Source organism: Paenibacillus sp. FSL H7-0716, assembly GCF_038002705.1.
In the GTDB taxonomy this organism is placed as follows: Bacteria; Bacillota; Bacilli; order Paenibacillales; family Paenibacillaceae; genus Paenibacillus_AQ; species Paenibacillus_AQ odorifer.
Genome location: NZ_JBBODA010000041.1, coordinates 25607 through 44455 on the forward strand (window position 1 = coordinate 25607; position 18849 = coordinate 44455).

Consider the following 18849-nt stretch of genomic DNA (forward strand, 5'->3'; position numbering starts at 1 on the left):
TCTGACTACCCGGTTCTATAATTGACTAGTTGGTCAAAATAATTATATTCTATACAACCAGGCATTACAAATATCGGAACAGAAGGGTTACAGTTTTGTCGTAAATAGACTTTAAACAGTAATTTGCTAGGAAGAAATGTGTTCTTCATGTAATATATAAAATGTGTCAATTTCGTGTTGCTTGTATGAATAAGAAGGTAGGTAGAGTATGAGAAGAGGACTTCAATCTATAATTATCATTGGGGCATTCATAGCATTTTATTATTTTGGTTTCGGCATTTTTGGGAGTACTGCGGGAACGATTATTAGTATCTTCTCCACTCTGACAGTCATTTCGATTAGCTTGGCTATTTTTATGGAGAACCGTAACCCTTCTACAACAATGTCATGGATCTTATTGCTTGCGTTGATCCCGGTGCTGGGACTGGTCTTCTATTTTCTATTTGGGCAAAATGTGTTCAAACGCCGTAAATATGATAAAAAGGCACAAAGAGACCTTATGGCCTACGAAAGAATTGAGAATGACGCTTTACGTACGCACCAAGATTGGTCAATCTTTGATCCCTCGCGCCAAAAACTGCTGCTGTTATCCAAAACTTTAGCACGCACTCCTATTTCCTTTGCATCAGAAACACGTATCCTCACTAATGGTGAAGAGACGTTTGGTACGTTATTGTTGGAGCTCCGTCAAGCTAAACATCACATTCATATGGAGTATTACATCTTCCGGGCGGATCACATTGGAACACGCATTAAACAAATTCTGATCGATAAAGCTCGCGCAGGTGTTGCAGTCAGATTTATGTATGATGCCGTTGGCAGTTTTCAGCTTTCCAAAGCTTTTTTGAAGGAAATGAGTGATGCCGGGGTTCAGGTGGCTTCGTACGGAAATTCCACATCCTTTTTTTCCAGCCGTGTGAATTACCGGAATCACCGTAAGATTGTTGTGATCGACGGCGATGTCGGATTCATGGGGGGTCTCAATGTAGGAGATGAATATTTAAGCCGCAGTAAGACTTATGGGTTTTGGCGTGACACACATATGTTGGTTAGAGGCGAAGCGGTACGGACGATGCAAATTATTTTCCTGCAAGATTGGATGCACACTACGGGCGAAAAGATACTGGAGCAAGATTATCTTACTCCGCAACTTCGCTTTATGACAGGTGATGGTGCCGTACAGATTATTGCTAGTGGGCCGGATAACGAACGTCGTGCGCTCAAAAACATTTTCTTCTCCATGATCACTTCTGCCGAGAAATCGGTGTGGATTGCCAGTCCATATTTTATTCCTGATGAGGACATCTTAACTGCACTGCGTGTAGCTGCTGTTTCTGGTTTAGATGTTCGATTGTTATTCCCGGCTAAGCCGGATAAATGGATTCCGTTTCTGGCTTCACACTCTTATTTTCCGGCGTTGCTGGAAGCTGGCGTGAAGATTTATGAATATGAAAAGGGATTTATCCACTCGAAGCTGCTTATCGTTGATGGTGAAATAGCGACCATTGGCACGGCCAATATGGATATGCGCAGCTTCCACCTTAACTTTGAAGTGAATGCACTTCTGATTCAGACGGAGAGCGTTGCCCGTATTGTTGCTGATTTTGAACGGGATTTATTATCTACCAGCTTAATTGAGCATGAAGAATTTATGAATAAGCGTATGGTGATCCGTATACTGGAATCTGCTGCTCGACTTATGTCGCCGTTACTATAACCCAAAAACCACCGCAGAGGGTGTGATGCCTAATCTGCGGTGGTTTTTGCTTTAAAAAGTAGTTAAACCCAAGGTGGTCTGCAACCGGAACAGAATGTATTTGAACCAAGTCACTTCGCCCTGATAAGCCTCAAGAGGTAGAGTATACTCATGGTCCTCGTTATTCCACAGTCGATTGAAGTAGGCTTCCATCTCGGCATAAAGAGGCTGATCTTGTTTTACAGATACCCACAGATTATTCTCCAGGTTGTAATCATCCAGATTGCGTGTCGTGAAATTGGTGGAGCCACCAAGAATGATGGAATTTCCAGTCTGTTTGGCAATGAAGAGCAACTTTGGATGATATTGCTCTTTGGTCGTATTGTACCAGCGAATAGAGATCTTTCCGTTCGTGCGCTTGTTCAAGTTCATAGCAACTGGACGGTTAGGAATGCCGATTTTATCACGGCCGAAGGCGTTCTGATTGGGGTCCAGTATCAATTTTACCGTAGCCCCTCGTTCCGCAGCCTCTACCAATTCATCGAGAATGGCATCATCGGCAAGGTAAAACATACCCATCCAAATGGTGTCACCCTTCTGTGCAGATTGGAGGGCTTGCCGTGCATATTTATATACCTTTCCTTCCGTTAAATAGCGGACCTCCATAGATTCTTTAGAGTGCTGATCCTTCTCCTTGGTGAAGTCTGGCTCATAAGTGAGTAGTGGCCCTGCAGCCGAAAGATTGGCCGCGGCTTGTTCCGTCTGGAGAATATCAGCAATAATTGGGCCTTGTACTTCCAGAGCGATATTGGAATGATAGGCGCTGGCATCATGGATATTTCCTGAGGAGACCAGAGCGGTATTCTCACTAATAACCACCTTACGGTGGTTAGCCTTCACATTAAGTAGCTTCAAATAAGAACGTGCGGTAATATCCGGTCCTCCGCTGGCCATAAGATTGGGAATCCGGCCTTCGCCCGACTGTCCGAACCATTGAATAAAGGTACGCCAGACAGCGGAATAAGCAGGCGTAGAATCGCGTAGAGCATTTACATCGGTCAAAATCACTTTAATCCCCGCAGCCTTCAATTCTTCCAGAAGATGGTTGGGTGCAGAGTTGTAATTGGTATTAACCTCATCCGTAATGAAGACGATCTCCATCTCGGGATAAGTTGTTTTTTGTAAGATAAGCTTGTCCGTCAACATTCGGCTGACTGGAGGAAAGGACTGATCCTTATGGGTATAATCATTGAAAAGAAAGAGGTCAATTACTAAAAACTCTTTGGAATCCTCGATAATTTGTAGAATCCTCGGAAGAATCTGACTCTCTTGAGTGCCCGTGGCGGTACCGTCCGAATAGGTTAAGTCGTGCCAGAAGGATACATGATTCGTTTTGTATATAGGGCTTTCATAGGAAATGCCGCTGGGTAGAGATTTGTGTGTCTGATAAATCATTACGCAGGTTAACCAGAGGATTAGAATGACGAAAGCCCATAACACCCGTGTACGGCGGCGTGTACCGGAACGTTTCTTCGTAGTTAAACCGGGAGTGTAGTTTATTTCTTTAGGTTTATGGGGGTAAATGGGTTGCTGACGATTTGAATTCATGGAAGTTCCTCCTGAAATTATTGCAGAGCACTTCCTAGTGATTGTTATGCTCCGGTGTATTACCAACCTATTAACACCTAGTGGAGCGAAATGAAGCAGCATCCGTATCATTAACGTTTAATGACATAACACATAGGCTTATGTATAATGAGTGTGAAAGATTTGTATAATGTTTAGGGTTTCGAATTTGGGCAGTTGCAATAAGGAAAGAGAGTGAGTTCTATCATGTATTCCATCAAACAGGTTGTTGAAATGCTGGATATTCCTTCTGTGACACTCAGAGCTTGGGAGAATCGGTATCAGGCGGTTACACCTGAACGAACCGAATCCGGGTACAGGCTGTATAGCCATGAGAATGTCGAGGATCTGCGCTGGCTGAAGGAACAGACCGAGCAGCAAGGGGTAAGCATATCGCATGCTGTTCGAATGCTGAAGGCTCGTAAAGAAAAACAACTGGATGATACTCTTTCAGTCGCAAGCGGAAACACTCAGGATGCTTTTGAGAAGATGAAAGAACAAATATACAATGCCCTACATGACTTTCAGGGCGAGCGAGCTAATGCCTTAATTGACTTTGGGTTGTCTCTTTATGGTTATGAAGTAATGTTCCATCAGGTACTTGTGCCTATCTTGATACAAGTAGGCGATGCCTGGGAAGCTGGCATAGCAACGGTAGCGCAAGAACATTACACTACTCATATGATCTCCAACCGGTTCTATCAAATATTCCACGTATTCCCCGTTTACTCCCATTTGCCGAAGGTGCTGGCTTTCTGCCCTGCTGGAGAGCATCATCAAGTCGGGCTGTTGTTATTCGCCTTGTTTTTGCGCAAGAATGGAATGGAGGTCATCTACTTAGGAGCTAATACGCCTGAGGAAGGGATCATCTCGATGCTGGAACAACAAAGTCGTGTAGGTTTGATTTGTCTGTCGATTACGGATAAAGAATTGATTTCCTTTAGTGAGGAGCTTATTGAGCGGCTAAGAATAGTATGTCCAGGGGCTAAATTCCTGGTAGGTGGCAAGGCCTATGAAAGAGACCCTTCTTTATCTAAAGCGGATTATGTGATGACCGAACCTGCTGAACACTGGCAAGCGTGGTTTGATCATGTGTTTACAAGTATGAGGAGCAAGTAATCATTCTGATCAAGAAAATAGAAATGTAAATAGGAGTCTGTAATATCACTTTCGGGTGATATGGCAGGCTCTTTTTTTATTGAAAAAGGAGGGATCCTACAGAGTTATTTACATAGCTGTATAAACACTGTATGATATTTGTATAGTGTTTGTATGATTTTTGTATAATGTTTGATTGACATATAAAGCAGTAAAGGAGGGATCGTATGAGCAAAAGAAACAGAGCTAGAGTTGCAGTGGTTGGAGGGGGTCCGGGAGGGCTTGCTGCGGCTATGCTCCTGGCTGCTGACGGCTATGATGTCACAGTTTATGAGAAGCAGGAGGTTGTTGGAGGTCGTTCAGGTGAACTTCGTCTGGGTGATTACCGATTTGATCGTGGAGCTACATTTTTAATGATGCCGCATTTGCTGGAAGAGTTATTTGCCTCCGCTGGTCGATCCCTGAAAGAGTATGTGGACATGAAAGAGCTTGACCCCCTATATTCGCTTCATTTTGGAGATACCGTATTTACGCCTTCTACGGATCAAGAGCGGACCGTTGAAGAGATAGAGAAGCTGTTCCCCGGAAACGGTAGTGGATATAAACGATTCATGGCTGAGGAACAGGATAAATTGGACCGGGTAATTCCGCTGCTGCAGCGGCCATTTCAATCTGTAGGGGACTATGTCAAAAAGGATGTCCTACACGCGCTGCCTAAGCTGCATGCAACCGACACTGTATATAATAGACTTTCGAAATATTTTGATGATGAGCGTCTGAGGTTTGCTTTTGCATTTCAGGCTAAGTATTTGGGGATGTCGCCTTGGGAATGCCCGGGTACCTTTACCATTCTTTCCTTTATGGAGCACCGATATGGACTGTATCATCCCATTGGTGGAATTAACCGTGTGCTAACGGCGATGGCAAAGATTATTTCCGAGTACAGCGGAATCGTACATACTTCTTGCGGAGTAAAGCGAGTCTTGGTACAGAACGGGCAGGCGTGTGGTTTATTGCTGGAGAATGGAGAGAAGGTGGAGGCCGATTATGTGGTGCTGGGTGCTGATTTTGGTTCGGCTATGACACAGTTATTCGAGCCTGGCATTCTTAAACGTTATTCACCGGATAAAATATCCCGCAAGCGGTACTCTTGTTCTACCGCCATGCTGTATTTGGGAGTCGACGGAGCCGTTGATTTAGCTCATCACTCCGTTCATTTCGCTGACGATTATCGGCTTAATGTTGAAGAGATTACTCGCCTTGGCAAGTTGTCTGCAGATGCTTCGATCTACGTTCATAATCCCTCCGTTCTAGATCCTACGTTGGCACCAGCCGGGAAATCATCCCTTTATGTACTTATGCCGGTACCTAGCCTGATGGCTGATATCGATTGGGAGCAGAAGGGGGAATTGGTGAAGCAAGATATGATGGATCGGCTTCAGCGCATTCCAGGTTTAGAAAATTTGCCTCAGCGAATAGAGGAGAGTCTGTTCTTCTCACCACTAGATTGGCGGAACAAGCAGAATGTATATAACGGGGCAACTTTTAATTTGGCTCATAATCTCGGGCAGATGATGTATATGCGACCTCATAACACCTTTGAAGAGGTGAAGGGAATATGGCTGGTTGGCGGAGGGACTCATCCCGGAAGTGGTCTTCCAACGATATTTGAATCGGCGAAAATTAGTGTGGCGCTGCTGAAGGAGCAAGACCGTGCAGTTAGATCTAAGGTGGTATCCACAGGATTCGCCGGAACGGGAGCTTCATTATGAGCCGGGTTGCTATTGTGGGCAGCGGTATAGGTGGTCTTACAGCAGCACTTCTGCTAAGCCAGCGTGGGCAGGAGGTTACGGTGTATGAACGTGCACCTCGGGTTGGTGGACGTGTGGCTTTTGAAGAGAATGGCCGTTACCGGATCGATCAAGGACCAACAATTGTACTACTTCCGGAGATGCTGCTGAGCATTCTGGAAGAGGGTGGCCTGCCACCGGAGAGTCTGGAGTTGCTACGGTGCGATCCACTCTACCGTGTTCATTTTAAGAATGGGCGTACCTTGACCAAAGTGAACGGAATAGAGGCGCAGGCGGCTGAGATCGAGAGGTGTTTTCCCGGTGAAGGGCAAGGATTCATTAGATTCATGGAAGAGATGTCGGGCCTGTATCCCTTAGGGAAAGCTTCTTTTCTGGAACGAGGCTTCAAGACTCGCAGGGAATTCTTCAGCCTGAACAATTTGAGGCTAATGGTTCGTTTACACGCCTATAAGAATCTAAGGGCTGCAGTTGGGCAGTATTTTCGCAGTGATGAGTTGAAGGATGCCTTCTCGCTTCAGAGTCTATACATTGGTGGAGCACCTTTCCGCACCCCCGGTCTTTATACAATGCTTCCTTATGCAGAGCATGCCTTTGGAGTCTGGATGCTGAAGGGAGGATATGGGGAGCTGCCTCGAATCATTGCACGAGAGCTAGAAAGACGCGGAGTCTGTATGCACACAGGTACGGAAGTAGAGTCACTGCTTGTGGATGGTGGCAGATGCCACGGAGTAGTTGTTCATGGACAAGAGATAGCTTACGATGCTGTGCTCTATAACGGTGATTTTCCACACTTGTCCGATCTTTTACCTGAAGTTAAAGGGAGACAGTACAGTAAAGATTTCATGCCTTCTTCAGGCTGTCTGCTCATCTATGTAGGAGTCTCCAAGCAATGGGAGGAGTCGCTGACACATCAATTTTTTCTTCCTGATTCCTTGAATAAGAGCTTGCGTGATTTATTTGATCGCAACAGCATCCCTGATAAACCTTCCTATTATGTGTTCAATCCGGTGATGCTTGATGATACGGCGGCTCCTGAAGGAGAAAGTGTTCTTTATTTTCTCGTCCCAGTACCTGCCGGTGAAGAGATAGATTGGAATATGTCTGCTGAGCCCTTGGCTTCACAGGTCCTGGCAGATGCCGAAGAGCGCGGTTTTCCTGGGCTTGGTGCTCATACAGTCTGGCGAAAAGTTCGTACACCGGCTGATGCTGCCAAGGAAGGTTTATTCGGCGGTGGAAGCTTTGGGATCGCACCCGTGCTATCCCAATCCGGTGTATTTCGACCTCAGTCTAAGCCCTACAATATTGAAGGTTTATATGCTGCTGGTGCATCTGTGCATCCTGGCGGCGGCGTTCCTATTGTTATGCAGGGCGCAAAATTGGCAGTTCATGAACTGATGAAGGAGATGAACAATACATGAATGAACAAGTATTACAGAAATGTGAAGAAATGATCAGAAAGGGTTCTTCTTCGTTTTACAGGGCATTTGATGGCTTGCCTAGTCCGCGACGGGAGGCGGTGCATGTAATCTATGCCTTTTGCCGCCTAATAGACGACAGTGTAGATGAGCCGGAAAAATCACCGTATACGATTCATGAGCTCCGAAATCATTTCCGAAACTTAGAGCAAGCAGAGGGACATTTTATCTGGCCTGCATTACGCTGGCTGCTGCACCATTTTCCTCATTTGGATAAACAGCCTTTTCTGTTACAAATGGAAGGTCAGGTAAGAGATCTCTCCTTCACTCATTACGAGACGCTGGAAGAGCTTCTATCTTATTGTTATCTAGTAGCAGGTACTGTAGGAGAGATGCTGCTACCTGTATTGAGAGACGACGGAGGCGATGAAGCACAGGAAGCGGGGATCGCACTTGGTATGGGTATGCAGATCGTAAATATTATCCGTGATGTGGGGGAGGATCTAGAGCGCGGAAGGAGGTATATCCCTTTGGAAATCATGGAAAAAAACGGGTACAGTCAGCGAGAGCTGGAACACGGAGTAGTTAATGAGTGTTTTGTAGCTGTATTACAAGATCTTAGAAGAGAGGCATTACTGTGGTTTGAGAAGGGTCTGAATAATGTGGATACTTATCCCCCGGAGAGTGGGATGGCAGTAGAATTGGCCGCCGCCTTTTACGCAGGTATTCTCGATGATGTAGCCGCAGGCAATTACGACGTTTTCCGCAGGCGTGCCTATGTCAGTGATGAGGCTAAGCTTCGGATGTTCCATCGTACCGCTATGCGTTATGCACCAAGTTTAGGAGGCAAGGGCAGAACGGCGGTGTACTAAATGATCCGAATAGTATTCTGGGTATGGTACTGTATTGGAGCGCTGTTGTTAATATGGGTTGGCATTCCTGAAAGTTTACAATTTTCGAATGGTTTATTTCTTCTTTTTTATGCTGCCTATGCTGCAGATCTAATTTACAAGGGATCGAAGCAGCAATTAATGTCTGACCAGTCAGTCATTAAACAATGCAAGCCTGTTATTTGGGTGTCGGCTATTTTTATCTGGACCTTAGGCATGTCCGTTGAGTGGATTGGTGTTCATTCCGGTAAGTTGTTTGGTACTTATAATTACTCTGATATTTTAGGTCCGCTACTGTATGGGGTGCCTATTACTTTAGGTTTTGCTTGGATTGCTGTAATATACAATGCTGCTTTGATTAGTTACGATTTCGGACTAAGGGGACCACGATTATGGCTGGCAAAAGCACTTCAGATTGGGTTTTGGACTGTACTGCTGGATCTCGTATTGGACCCTGTTGCTCATGCTAGAGGCTTTTGGCATTGGGGTAGCAGTGGAGGATTCTATGGTGTGCCTTGGAGCAATTTCGCCGGATGGTTCATCGTAGGGATGATCTTATCCTTAACGCTACGTAATGTTAAGAGCACTAGTTTGTCTGCTCGTAGCGGGACCCGGTTATATCAAGCGATATTAATCTTATTTGGAACCATTGGTCTGCGTGAAGGCTTGCTGCTCTGTGGAATTATTGCTGTGCTAGGGGCGTTACTTGCTGAAGGGAGCTTGCGTTATGTTGGAAGCCGTCAAACACAAAGGCTTTGATAAGCTGTTCTATCATTACAATCGGCTTTATTTGATTCAAAGACATTTCCGTTATGTTGGGGTCGCTGGACAATTGCAGCCAAAATCTGCGGGAGATAGACCCATTCTATATATTATGAATCATAGTTCTTGGTGGGATGGATTACTGGCTTACCATGCAGCGAGAACCATGACTAGTAGAGAGCACTTTTTCATGATGGAGGAAGAGCAGCTGCGGAAGTACGCTTTCTTCCGCAGGCTCGGCGCCTATTCTATTAATCGGCATAACACCGGGGATATCAGTGCCTCGCTCCGTTATACGGCAAGGTTACTACATAAACGGGGAAATATATGGATATATCCCGAAGGGGAAATTCGGCCGCTGGAGCACCGTCCATTAAAGTTGCAGGCAGGGGTAGGACTAGTACTTCGATTATGTCCAGAAGCACTTGTTGTACCTGTCACTCTTTATCATGGCTTGTTCCGGCATTCCAAACCGGAGGCGACGCTGTTGGCGGGCAATGCTATATCCCATCCATGGCGTGATATGGATCGCAACAATATCATAAAGGAGCTGCAGGCTGTGCTTAGAGAGCAATTGGATCATCATCGTCTGATGATGGTTAATAACGGGGGTTATATTCCGGGAGGGTTTACTCCACTCATGAAGCAGGGCAAATCTATTAATGAATGGTTTGATGCTGCCCGACTATGGTGGAGAAGATGACTCTTTTTCTGCAGATCATTAGTGCATGCCTTCTCCTTCAATATTTATTTGCACTGTGGAATACAGCCCAGCTACCGAAGCTTGGGATATCGAATTCGGAACATGCCACTAAGGTTAGTGGAAGTTCTTCTACAGAAGAATGTAATCGACGTGTGTCTGTACTGATACCGGCTCGTGACGAGGCTGACAATATTGGGGATTGTCTTGCTTGCGTGTTGGCCTGTACAACTACAGGGTGGGATTTGGAGGTTATTGTTCTGGATGACCGGTCTGGTGACGAAACAAGCAGGATTGCCAGAGCTACAGGAGATGAGCGTGTTAAGGTTGTGAACGGAAGAGAATTGCCAGATGGCTGGTTAGGCAAGTCATATGCCTGCAATCAGCTAGTGGAGGGAGCCTCTGGAGAATGGTTGCTTTTTCTTGATGCAGATATTCGGCTGAAGCCTGAAGCGTTGGAGAACGCTCTTGCCATGGCTGAAGCACAAAAAGAGGGTCTCATCACAGGATTTGCTTATCAGCATACTGGGACTTGGCTGGAAAAGATTGTGGTACCTTTAATGACCTTTACGATCATTTGTCATTTGCCGATTCCTCTTGTTCGTACTTCCCGTGATCCACGATTCGTAGCAGCACATGGAGGATTTATGCTGGTTCACAGGAATAGTTATATACGCTGTGGTGGTCATGCGGCGATTCGAACGGATCTTGTAGATGATATGTCCTTAGCCCGTGCGGTCAAGAAGGCTGGTGACCAAGTAACACTTGCCGATATTACGGAATATGCGGAAATGAGAATGTATCATAATGCCATCGAGGTATGGAATGGTTACCGCAAAAATATTTATGCTGGATTAGGTCGCCGCCCAGTTATTCTACTGGGAATGTTAAGTTTGTATACTTTGTTATACGTGTTTCCTGTAGCGGCGTTTTTTTTCTTCAGTGCGACAGGTCAGGCTATTGAGGCTGCATGGGCTTTGTCGTCTAGTCTGTTAGGCATTGCTATTAAGCGGGTTAGTGATGCCTCTGCCAGACAATCTGTATGGTTATGCTTGCTGATTTCTGCGAGTATTGTCTGTTTGTCAGCCATTGCGATTAGTTCTTGGTGGGGCAGTCGTCCTGGTCAAGGCTATGAGTGGAAAGGAAGGCGTTACCTATGAAATCAAAGGCAGTAATCATCGGTGCAGGTTTCGGTGGACTGTCCTGTGCTGTAGCCTTAGCCTCGAAAGGCTGGGAGGTGACGGTGCTGGAACGCCAACAGAATCCTGGTGGCAAGCTGCAACGGATCGAAATCGATGGCTATACCTTTGACAGAGGCCCGAGCACGATAACAATGCCTCATGTATTTCGCTCACTCTATGAGCTTGCTGGTGCTTCTATGGAGGATTATGTCCAGATGTATGAGCTGGAGCCGCGCACACGTAATATTTTTGCGGATGGAACTGTAGTAGATTTCTCTCGCGACCAAGCGTTTATGAAGGATCAGATAGCCAAATACAGTTCAAGTGATGCACTCCGGTATGACGATTTTATGGCTGAAGCTGCTATACTCTATCAACTCAGTGAGAAGCAGTTCTTAAATAAATTGCTGTTGTCCTGGCGAGATAAGCTGTCTCTTCCTCTACTACGGGATCTGCTGCGAGTCAGGCCCTTTTTAAGTTTGCATTCACTCCTAATGAGATACTTTAGCCATCCTCACACCTTAGCCATGTTAGGGCGCTACGCGACCTACGTCGGATCTTCCCCGTTCCGTTCACCAGCTATTTTCGCCATGCTTGGATATGTGGAAAGTGTAGAAGGAGTTTATGGTGTGCGGGGCGGAACTTACAAGCTGGTCGAAGGTCTTTCGGAACTGGCACAAGGCTTAGGGGTTCGTATCATGACAGGTGTTGAAGTTACAAATATTTCCGTGGTAGAAGGAGTAGTCGAAGGTGTGGATACAACACGAGGCTTCTACAAGGCGAAGACGGTTATTGCAGGAGGAGATGTGCTCACTGTTAACCGTATGCTTGTGCAGGAGAATAGCCGTCCTTCTATGAGTGATCGCAAAATCGCTGCTTATGAGCCCTCTTTATCAGGGTTTGTAACACTCGCAGGTGTTCCTCGTAAATATAATGCTCTATTACATCACACAGTGTTTTTCCCAGAGCAATATGAGTTAGAGTTTAGAGATATTTTTGAACGCAAATGTCCTCCCGAGCATCCGACCGTTTATGTGTGCCACTCTGGATACTCTGAGTCAGGTATGGCCCCTGAAGGAAGCAGTAATCTGTTTATTTTGGCTAATGCACCTTATATAAATGAGGTCTGTGATTGGCGGACAGAGACTGCTTCCTATGGTAAAAGAGTACTATCGGTGCTTGCGAGCCATGGAATTACAGGTTTACATCAGAGCGATGTGCTCCAACATTATACACCTCAAAATATCGCAGATGACACACTGGCTCACAAGGGCGCGATCTATGGGATTTCCTCTAACTCAGTAGGGCAGACCTTCTTCAGGCCGGGCAACCGTTCAAGCGATGTTAAAGGGCTCTGGTATGTAGGTGGAACTACACACCCCGGCGGTGGCACACCGATCGTCTCGTTATCGGGAAGGTTAGTCGGTGAGCATATTGCTCGTCATGTGTAGAAGCTGATTTGTAGAATAATAGAGATGTGAATTGTAATCGCGAACCTCATATTGTAAATTCATCTGTAGGGATATGTTATAATAAATCGAGTTTGGAAATAGGAGGAACGCAGCATGAATCATACGCCAGAAGAGGCCGTGCCATATGATGCGACTAGGCAGTCTGGCGCAGATCATGGCAAGGACCTACCGGCTGCAGAGGCTTCTGACAAAAGATCTTTATTGCCTACATCGAAGACAGGCGAACGCAAAATTGAACATGTACGCCTTTGCCTAAATGAGGAAGTAGGTGGCGTCGGTGTGACTACAGGGTTTGAACATTACAGATTTCAGCATAATGCTCTGCCAGAGCTGAATTTCGACGATATATCATTGCAGACTACGTTTTTGGATCGTAAGCTGCGTACACCGCTGCTCATCAGCTCGATGACAGGTGGCAGTGCAGCTACAGGAGCGATTAATGCTCGGTTAGCCGCAGCTGCGCAGCGTCGTGGTTGGGCGCTGGGTGTAGGTTCGGTTCGGGCGGCAGTGGAGCGTTCTGAGCTTACGGCAACCTTTTATGTGCGGGATCAAGCGCCTGATATTCCGGTTATCGCCAATATTGGTGCTGTACAGCTGTCCTATGGTTTTGGGATTGAGGAATGTCGCCGGGCTGTGGATATCGCAGGCGCTGATTTTCTTGTACTGCATCTGAATGGCCTGCAAGAGGTTTTTCAACCGGAAGGGAACACTGGTTTTGCCTCTTTGCTATCGCAGATAGAGAAGGTATGCCGGGCACTTGAAGTCCCTGTAGGTGTGAAAGAAGTAGGCTGGGGCATTGATGGAGATGCAGCTGCACGTCTTTATAATGCAGGAGCGGCTTTTATTGATGTTGCGGGTGCAGGCGGGACATCCTGGAGTCAGGTGGAGAAGTTCCGCAGTGTAGATCCTATACGGCGGGCAGCGGCGGAGGCTTTCGCGGATTGGGGCACTCCAACAGCTGATTGTATCACAGAGGTGCGTGCAGTTTCTCCGCAGGGCGCTTTGATTGGCAGCGGCGGACTGAAACATGGCGTGGATGCAGCGAAAGCATTGGCACTTGGAGCTGATCTGGCAGGCTTTGGCCGCAATCTGTTAGGGCCGGCTGTCGATTCTGAAGAGGCGCTGGATGCTGCATTAGCACAGGTAGAACTGGAGCTAAAAATAGCAATGTTTGGTATTGGTGCTCCAGATTTAGCAACTTTACGTGGAACTTCCCGTTTAATACGTAAATAGGATGGTAAATATTGAAGCGAGGAAGTGAGTAAGATTATGATTAAACTGATCCATATGGATGAGTCGGCCTTTCAATTTTTCTTAGGTCAAGCTACCCGGGATTATGCGGAAGATAAGATCAGCGCCGGTGCTTGGGATCCAGAGATCGCGATGAAGCTGTCTGAGGAAGCCATAACACGCTCTTTGCCAAAAGGGCTGCACACAGATGGTGCTTATCTATATTCCATAGTAGAAATAAGCAGTGATGAACAGGTCGGTTATATCTGGTTTAACGTAAGTGAAGGCCGTGGTGGCCGCGAGGCTTTCATTTATGATTTTTATGTTTTTGAACCGTTCCAGAGTAAGGGTTATGGCAAGCAGGCTATGATCGCACTCGATGAAGAAGCCCGGGAGATGAATGTTACCAAAATCGGGTTGCACGTCTTCGGCCAGAACAATCGCGCATTTGAGCTGTACAAAAAAATGGGGTATATCGTAACTGACATCACGATGTCTAAAGATCTATAGTCCATAAGTGTGAGGACCTCGAAAGAGGTCTTTTTTTGTTGTTCTACTGAATTATTATGTAAATAATTGTGATAAATATATTTGATTTAGGATGATTAGGAAAATATGATTAAAAAATAAATTCCTGAAAATGGATTAAGTCATAAAGAGAGAAAAGGGGGGGATTAAGGTGAGGCCAAGGACTGTACTGTGGGTGGTTGTTTCCGCAGTAGTATTACTATTACTGGTTAGCTGCAACAGTGGCGATTTACCAGGAAAGAAGAAATCTGAGTCTGAGCAAGTTCAGGCAAGTCCGGTTGCACCGCTAGCCTCTTCAGCTGTAGTTGAAGAACAATCGAAAGTAGCGTTGCCTTCATTGACAGTGGAAAAAAGGCTAGAGGATTTTGAATATATGTGGAAGATTATTGAGGAGAACTATCCTTTCCTAGAGGTGAATAAACGTCTGAATGGAGAGGATTGGCTTGCTAAAAAAGAGGAATACCGCAATAAAATAGCAGCCGTGAAATCGGATGATGAGTTTTTGAGACGAATGAGATTTGTCCTTAGCAGATTAAACAATGGGCATACAAATTTTATATCCAAGGAGGAATATCCTTGGTATCTACATACCTATATTCAGGCAGGTTTTGGTTATGAACCTTGGATCGACGTGGTTCAACAGCCTAACGTATTGGCCCGTTACAACCAGAAACCTTTAGCAGAGCAGCAAAGCTCTAATGATATCAATAACGATATGCATAATGGTGGAGATGGAGTAGGAGATGTAACAAAAAAGACTTCGGGGAATGTAAAAAAAGTCATTATAGAGCCCGATCGAATCGCTTATCTCGGCATGCAAAGCTTTGACGGGAGTCTCATGGAGATGGACAGCTCCGAGATCCATGATTTTTTAATAGAGGTAAAGGACTATAAGACATTAATATTAGATATCCGCGGAAATGGGGGAGGAAACAGTAATTATTGGAGAATTCATATTGTTCCTCTGTTGATTAATAAACCTATCGAATACAATACATACTTCCTTTATACAAGAGGCAAATATGCGGAGACCTTTATGCAGGCACGTCAGATCACAGCCGGGCAACAACCTATTTCCGGCATCAAAGATGAGCAACTGCCTAATCTGCCATCTGAGGCCTTAAAGATGTTCAAGACATATAGAAAAATAACTGATGTAGTAACTCCTAATAAATCTGTTGGATTTAAAGGGAAAATCTATTTGCTGGTAGATAGCTCTGTGTATTCATCAGCGGAAGGTCTTGCAGCCTTTGCAAAAGGCACCGGGTTTGCAACGGTTGTAGGCGGCAGGACAGGTGGGGATGGACTAGGGATAGATCCGCTCATCGTTGCATTGCCTAATAGCGGTTATCTCTTCCGATTTTCCTTTGAAATGGGTCTGAATTCTGATGGGAGTTGTAATGAAGAGGTAAAGACTGTGCCTGATGCGGAGGTTGATCCAGATAGATCTAAGCCTTTACTGGACCAGCCGGCCATAAAAAAGGTATTAGAGCTTGCGCGTTCGGACACATCTGCTTGACATCCGGTGTTGCTGGCGAATATGTTCTAATATATAATGGTTTAGATCGTATAGCTTATTCGGATGATCAATTTAGCTGAAAATAGGAGTTGTCATATAAATGGCTTTGAAAGCTGGAATCGTCGGTCTTCCTAACGTAGGAAAATCCACATTGTTTAATGCGATAACGCAAGCGGGAGCAGAATCCGCTAACTACCCTTTTTGTACCATTGACCCTAACGTTGGTGTTGTTGAAGTTCCAGACGAGCGTCTTGATAAACTGACTGAGCTGGTACAGCCGAACAAGACCGTACCTACTGCTTTTGAATTTGTTGATATTGCTGGTCTCGTGCGTGGTGCGAGTAAAGGAGAAGGACTAGGCAACAAGTTCCTGGCCCATATCCGTGAAGTAGATGCTATCGTGCATGTGGTTCGTTGTTTTGAAGATGAGAACGTTACCCACGTTGATGGAAAAGTAAATCCGATCAGCGACATCCAGACCATTAATCTGGAGTTGATTCTTGCTGATATTGAGAGCATTGAGAAGCGGATTGAGCGTTCCCGTAAGAATATCAAAGGCGGCGACAAGAAATACGCTCAAGAAGTTGAACTGCTAGAACGCGTCAAAGAAGTGCTCTACGAAGATAAACCTGCACGCAGTATAGAATTGTCTGATGACGAGAAGCTTATTATCCGCGATCTTCATCTGTTAACATTGAAGCCAGTGCTGTATGCGGCGAATGTAAGTGAAGATGAAGTGGCAAGTGCTGAGGACAATCCTTATGTACAGCAAGTTCGCGATTTTGCAGCTACTGAAGGTGCAGAAGTTGTTCCGATCAGTGCTAAGGTGGAAGCAGAAATTGCTGAGCTTGAAGGCGAAGATAAAGCTATGTTCCTGGAAGAGCTGGGACTGGAAGAATCCGGCCTTAACCGGTTGATTAAAGCAGCTTATAAACTGCTTGGTTTGTATACGTATTTCACAGCAGGCGTTCAGGAGGTTCGGGCGTGGACGATTCGCCGCGGCACCAAAGCACCTGGAGCTGCCGGTGTGATTCATACAGATTTCGAACGCGGATTTATCCGTGCTGAAGTAGTGGCTTACGCGGATCTTGTGGCAGCTGGTTCCATGAACGGTGCGAAGGAACGTGGTCAACTACGTCTTGAAGGTAAAGAATATTTGGTGCAAGACGGGGACGTAATGCATTTCCGTTTTAACGTTTAAGAAGGTTTAAGTGTACGAATGATATAGGGGTCATCTCGAGCAGTGGGAGTTTCTATTGCTGGGATGATCCTTTTTAAAAATATAAGCTTTTTATTAAGGTATTGTGCGTACGGAACTGTAGCCATTTCACAATATCTTTGGTATAATATAAAGTCGTATATCTATTTTTATGACAGTACAAATTTGATGTTATATTTGCGAATTTGAAATTGAATCAGGAGAGGTGAATTCCCTTGTTGGACCGATTGCAATCCCTGGCGGACCGCTATGAGAAGCTCAGTGAACTGCTTTGTGATCCGGATGTTGCAAACGACAGTAAGAAACTGAGGGACTATTCCAAAGAACAATCAGACCTACAGCCCGCATTTGAGGCGTATACTGAATATAAGAGTGTAATGGAAGAGCTTGAAGCTGCTAAGCAGATGCAAGGCGAAAAGCTTGATGATGAGATGAAAGAAATGGTCAAGATGGAAATTGATGACCTTTCCAAACGTCAAGTGGAGCTGGAAGAGAGAATCCGCGTATTGTTGCTGCCTAAAGACCCGAATGATGATAAGAACGTAATCGTTGAAATTCGTGGAGCAGCGGGTGGAGATGAAGCAGCATTGTTCGCTTCAGACCTTTACCGGATGTACACTCGTTATGCTGATGCACAAGGATGGCGCGTTGAGTTAATGGATGTTAACGCGAGTGATCTTGGTGGATTCAAAGAGGTAATCTTCCTTATTAACGGCCGTGGTGCATACAGTAAGCTGAAATACGAAAGTGGTGCGCATCGCGTCCAGCGTATCCCAGCGACTGAATCCGGAGGTCGTATTCATACCTCTACTTCTACGGTGTCCGTGATGCCGGAAGCTGAGGCTTTTGAGATTGAGATCCATGATAAAGATATTCGCGTGGATACCTTCTGTTCAAGTGGTGCAGGCGGACAGTCTGTAAATACGACCAAGTCTGCAGTACGTGTAACCCATGTACCTACAGGCATCGTTGCTACCTGTCAGGACGGTAAGTCACAGAACTCCAATAAAGAAAAAGCGCTGCAAGTGCTTCGTGCCCGTATCTCTGATATGAAACGGCAGGAAGAAGAAGCGAAGTATGCTGGTGAACGGAAGAGCAAAGTAGGTACGGGTGACCGTAGTGAGCGCATTCGGACGTATAACTTCCCGCAGAGCCGGGTTACAGACCATCGTATTGGCCTGACACTGCACCGTTTGGAGCAGGTTATGAACGGAGAAATCACTGAAATTATCTCAGCCCTTTCAATCGCTGAACAAGCTGACTTGATGGATAATATGGATAATGGAGAATAATGCTTTGAACGATGGCGTATATGTCATGTCGGAAGTCAAAAGCATCCGGGAAGCCTTTGCGGAGGCTTCTTCTTTTTTGAGCCGGAGCGGCTGCAATGAACCGCAGCGCAGTGCGCAATTGCTGCTGGAGCATGTGCTTGGAGTGTCTGGCGCAGCTTATTACATGGCGCTGGCAGATCCTTTTCCAGCTGCGGTTAAGGAAGCATTTGAGGCGGGAGTTACCCGCCGGGGCGTTGGTGAGCCGGTGCAGTATATCATCGGTGAGCAGGAATTCTACGGGCGGCCTTTTGAGGTGACGCCTGACGTGCTTATTCCGCGGCCGGAGACGGAGCTGCTCGTCGAGGCGATTTTACGTTACGGCGCAGAGCTTTGGCCGGACGGCATCGTAACGCCTGGCGAAGCAGCGCTGG

General features: G+C 45.8%; 16 protein-coding genes. 15 read left to right on the forward strand and 1 reads right to left on the reverse strand.

Going from position 1 to position 18849, the window contains the following annotated elements; genetic code table 11:
• The first annotated feature begins 208 nt into the window (after positions 1–208).
• A complete protein-coding gene (cls, locus tag MHH60_RS29270) occupies positions 209–1717 on the forward strand; it encodes a cardiolipin synthase (protein WP_076137909.1) in 1509 nt (502 codons plus the stop codon).
• A gap of 51 nt (positions 1718–1768) precedes the next feature.
• On the opposite strand, the gene MHH60_RS29275 is transcribed toward cls, so the two are convergent.
• Positions 1769–3304 (reverse strand): phospholipase D family protein, encoded by a 1536-nt coding sequence (locus MHH60_RS29275; RefSeq protein ID WP_111505827.1) that lies wholly within the window; start codon positions 3302–3304, stop codon positions 1769–1771.
• 225 nt (positions 3305–3529) lie between these two features.
• On the opposite strand from MHH60_RS29275, the gene MHH60_RS29280 reads away from it, so the two are divergent.
• The 14 genes from MHH60_RS29280 to MHH60_RS29345 all read left to right on the forward strand — a co-directional run.
• A complete protein-coding gene (locus MHH60_RS29280) occupies positions 3530–4441 on the forward strand; it encodes a MerR family transcriptional regulator (protein WP_076137907.1) in 912 nt (303 codons plus the stop codon).
• A 206-nt stretch (positions 4442–4647) separates the two neighbouring features.
• Complete coding sequence (locus MHH60_RS29285; protein WP_076137904.1) at positions 4648–6192, forward strand: phytoene desaturase family protein; 1545 nt, start codon at positions 4648–4650, stop codon at positions 6190–6192.
• The gene (locus MHH60_RS29290; protein ID WP_076137900.1) at positions 6189–7649 is read left to right on the forward strand and encodes a phytoene desaturase family protein; all 1461 of its coding nucleotides are present in this window, start codon (positions 6189–6191) and stop codon (positions 7647–7649) included. The genes MHH60_RS29285 and MHH60_RS29290 overlap by 4 nt, the downstream gene beginning before the upstream one ends.
• Positions 7646–8518, forward strand: a complete 873-nt coding sequence (locus MHH60_RS29295; RefSeq protein WP_076137899.1) for a phytoene/squalene synthase family protein — start codon at positions 7646–7648, stop codon at positions 8516–8518. Before MHH60_RS29290 ends, MHH60_RS29295 begins: the two co-directional genes overlap by 4 nt.
• Positions 8519–9295, forward strand: coding sequence for a carotenoid biosynthesis protein (locus tag MHH60_RS29300; protein WP_076137897.1), 777 nt, complete (start codon positions 8519–8521; stop codon positions 9293–9295).
• Positions 9264–10001, forward strand: coding sequence for a lysophospholipid acyltransferase family protein (locus MHH60_RS29305; protein ID WP_076137893.1), 738 nt, complete (start codon positions 9264–9266; stop codon positions 9999–10001). The genes MHH60_RS29300 and MHH60_RS29305 overlap by 32 nt, the downstream gene beginning before the upstream one ends.
• On the forward strand, positions 9986–11158 hold the full coding sequence (locus MHH60_RS29310) for a glycosyltransferase (RefSeq protein ID WP_256715212.1): 1173 nt from the start codon (positions 9986–9988) through the stop codon (positions 11156–11158). The genes MHH60_RS29305 and MHH60_RS29310 overlap by 16 nt, the downstream gene beginning before the upstream one ends.
• Entirely contained in the window at positions 11155–12630 is a 1476-nt protein-coding gene (locus MHH60_RS29315; protein WP_076137890.1) for a phytoene desaturase family protein, read from the forward strand. Before MHH60_RS29310 ends, MHH60_RS29315 begins: the two co-directional genes overlap by 4 nt.
• A gap of 114 nt (positions 12631–12744) precedes the next feature.
• Positions 12745–13884, forward strand: a complete 1140-nt coding sequence (fni, locus tag MHH60_RS29320) for a type 2 isopentenyl-diphosphate Delta-isomerase (RefSeq protein ID WP_081383175.1) — start codon at positions 12745–12747, stop codon at positions 13882–13884.
• 36 nt (positions 13885–13920) lie between these two features.
• Positions 13921–14391, forward strand: a complete 471-nt coding sequence (locus tag MHH60_RS29325; RefSeq protein ID WP_232061473.1) for a GNAT family N-acetyltransferase — start codon at positions 13921–13923, stop codon at positions 14389–14391.
• A 169-nt stretch (positions 14392–14560) separates the two neighbouring features.
• On the forward strand, positions 14561–15928 hold the full coding sequence (locus tag MHH60_RS29330; protein WP_081389132.1) for a S41 family peptidase: 1368 nt from the start codon (positions 14561–14563) through the stop codon (positions 15926–15928).
• A gap of 100 nt (positions 15929–16028) precedes the next feature.
• Positions 16029–17129, forward strand: a complete 1101-nt coding sequence (ychF, locus tag MHH60_RS29335; protein ID WP_036681604.1) for a redox-regulated ATPase YchF — start codon at positions 16029–16031, stop codon at positions 17127–17129.
• Between the two features lie 233 nt (positions 17130–17362).
• A complete protein-coding gene (gene prfA, locus MHH60_RS29340) occupies positions 17363–18439 on the forward strand; it encodes a peptide chain release factor 1 (protein WP_036681601.1) in 1077 nt (358 codons plus the stop codon).
• On the forward strand, positions 18429–18849 hold a 421-nt coding region (locus MHH60_RS29345), incomplete at its 3' end, for a N5-glutamine methyltransferase family protein (RefSeq protein ID WP_445667989.1). The genes prfA and MHH60_RS29345, both read left to right, overlap by 11 nt.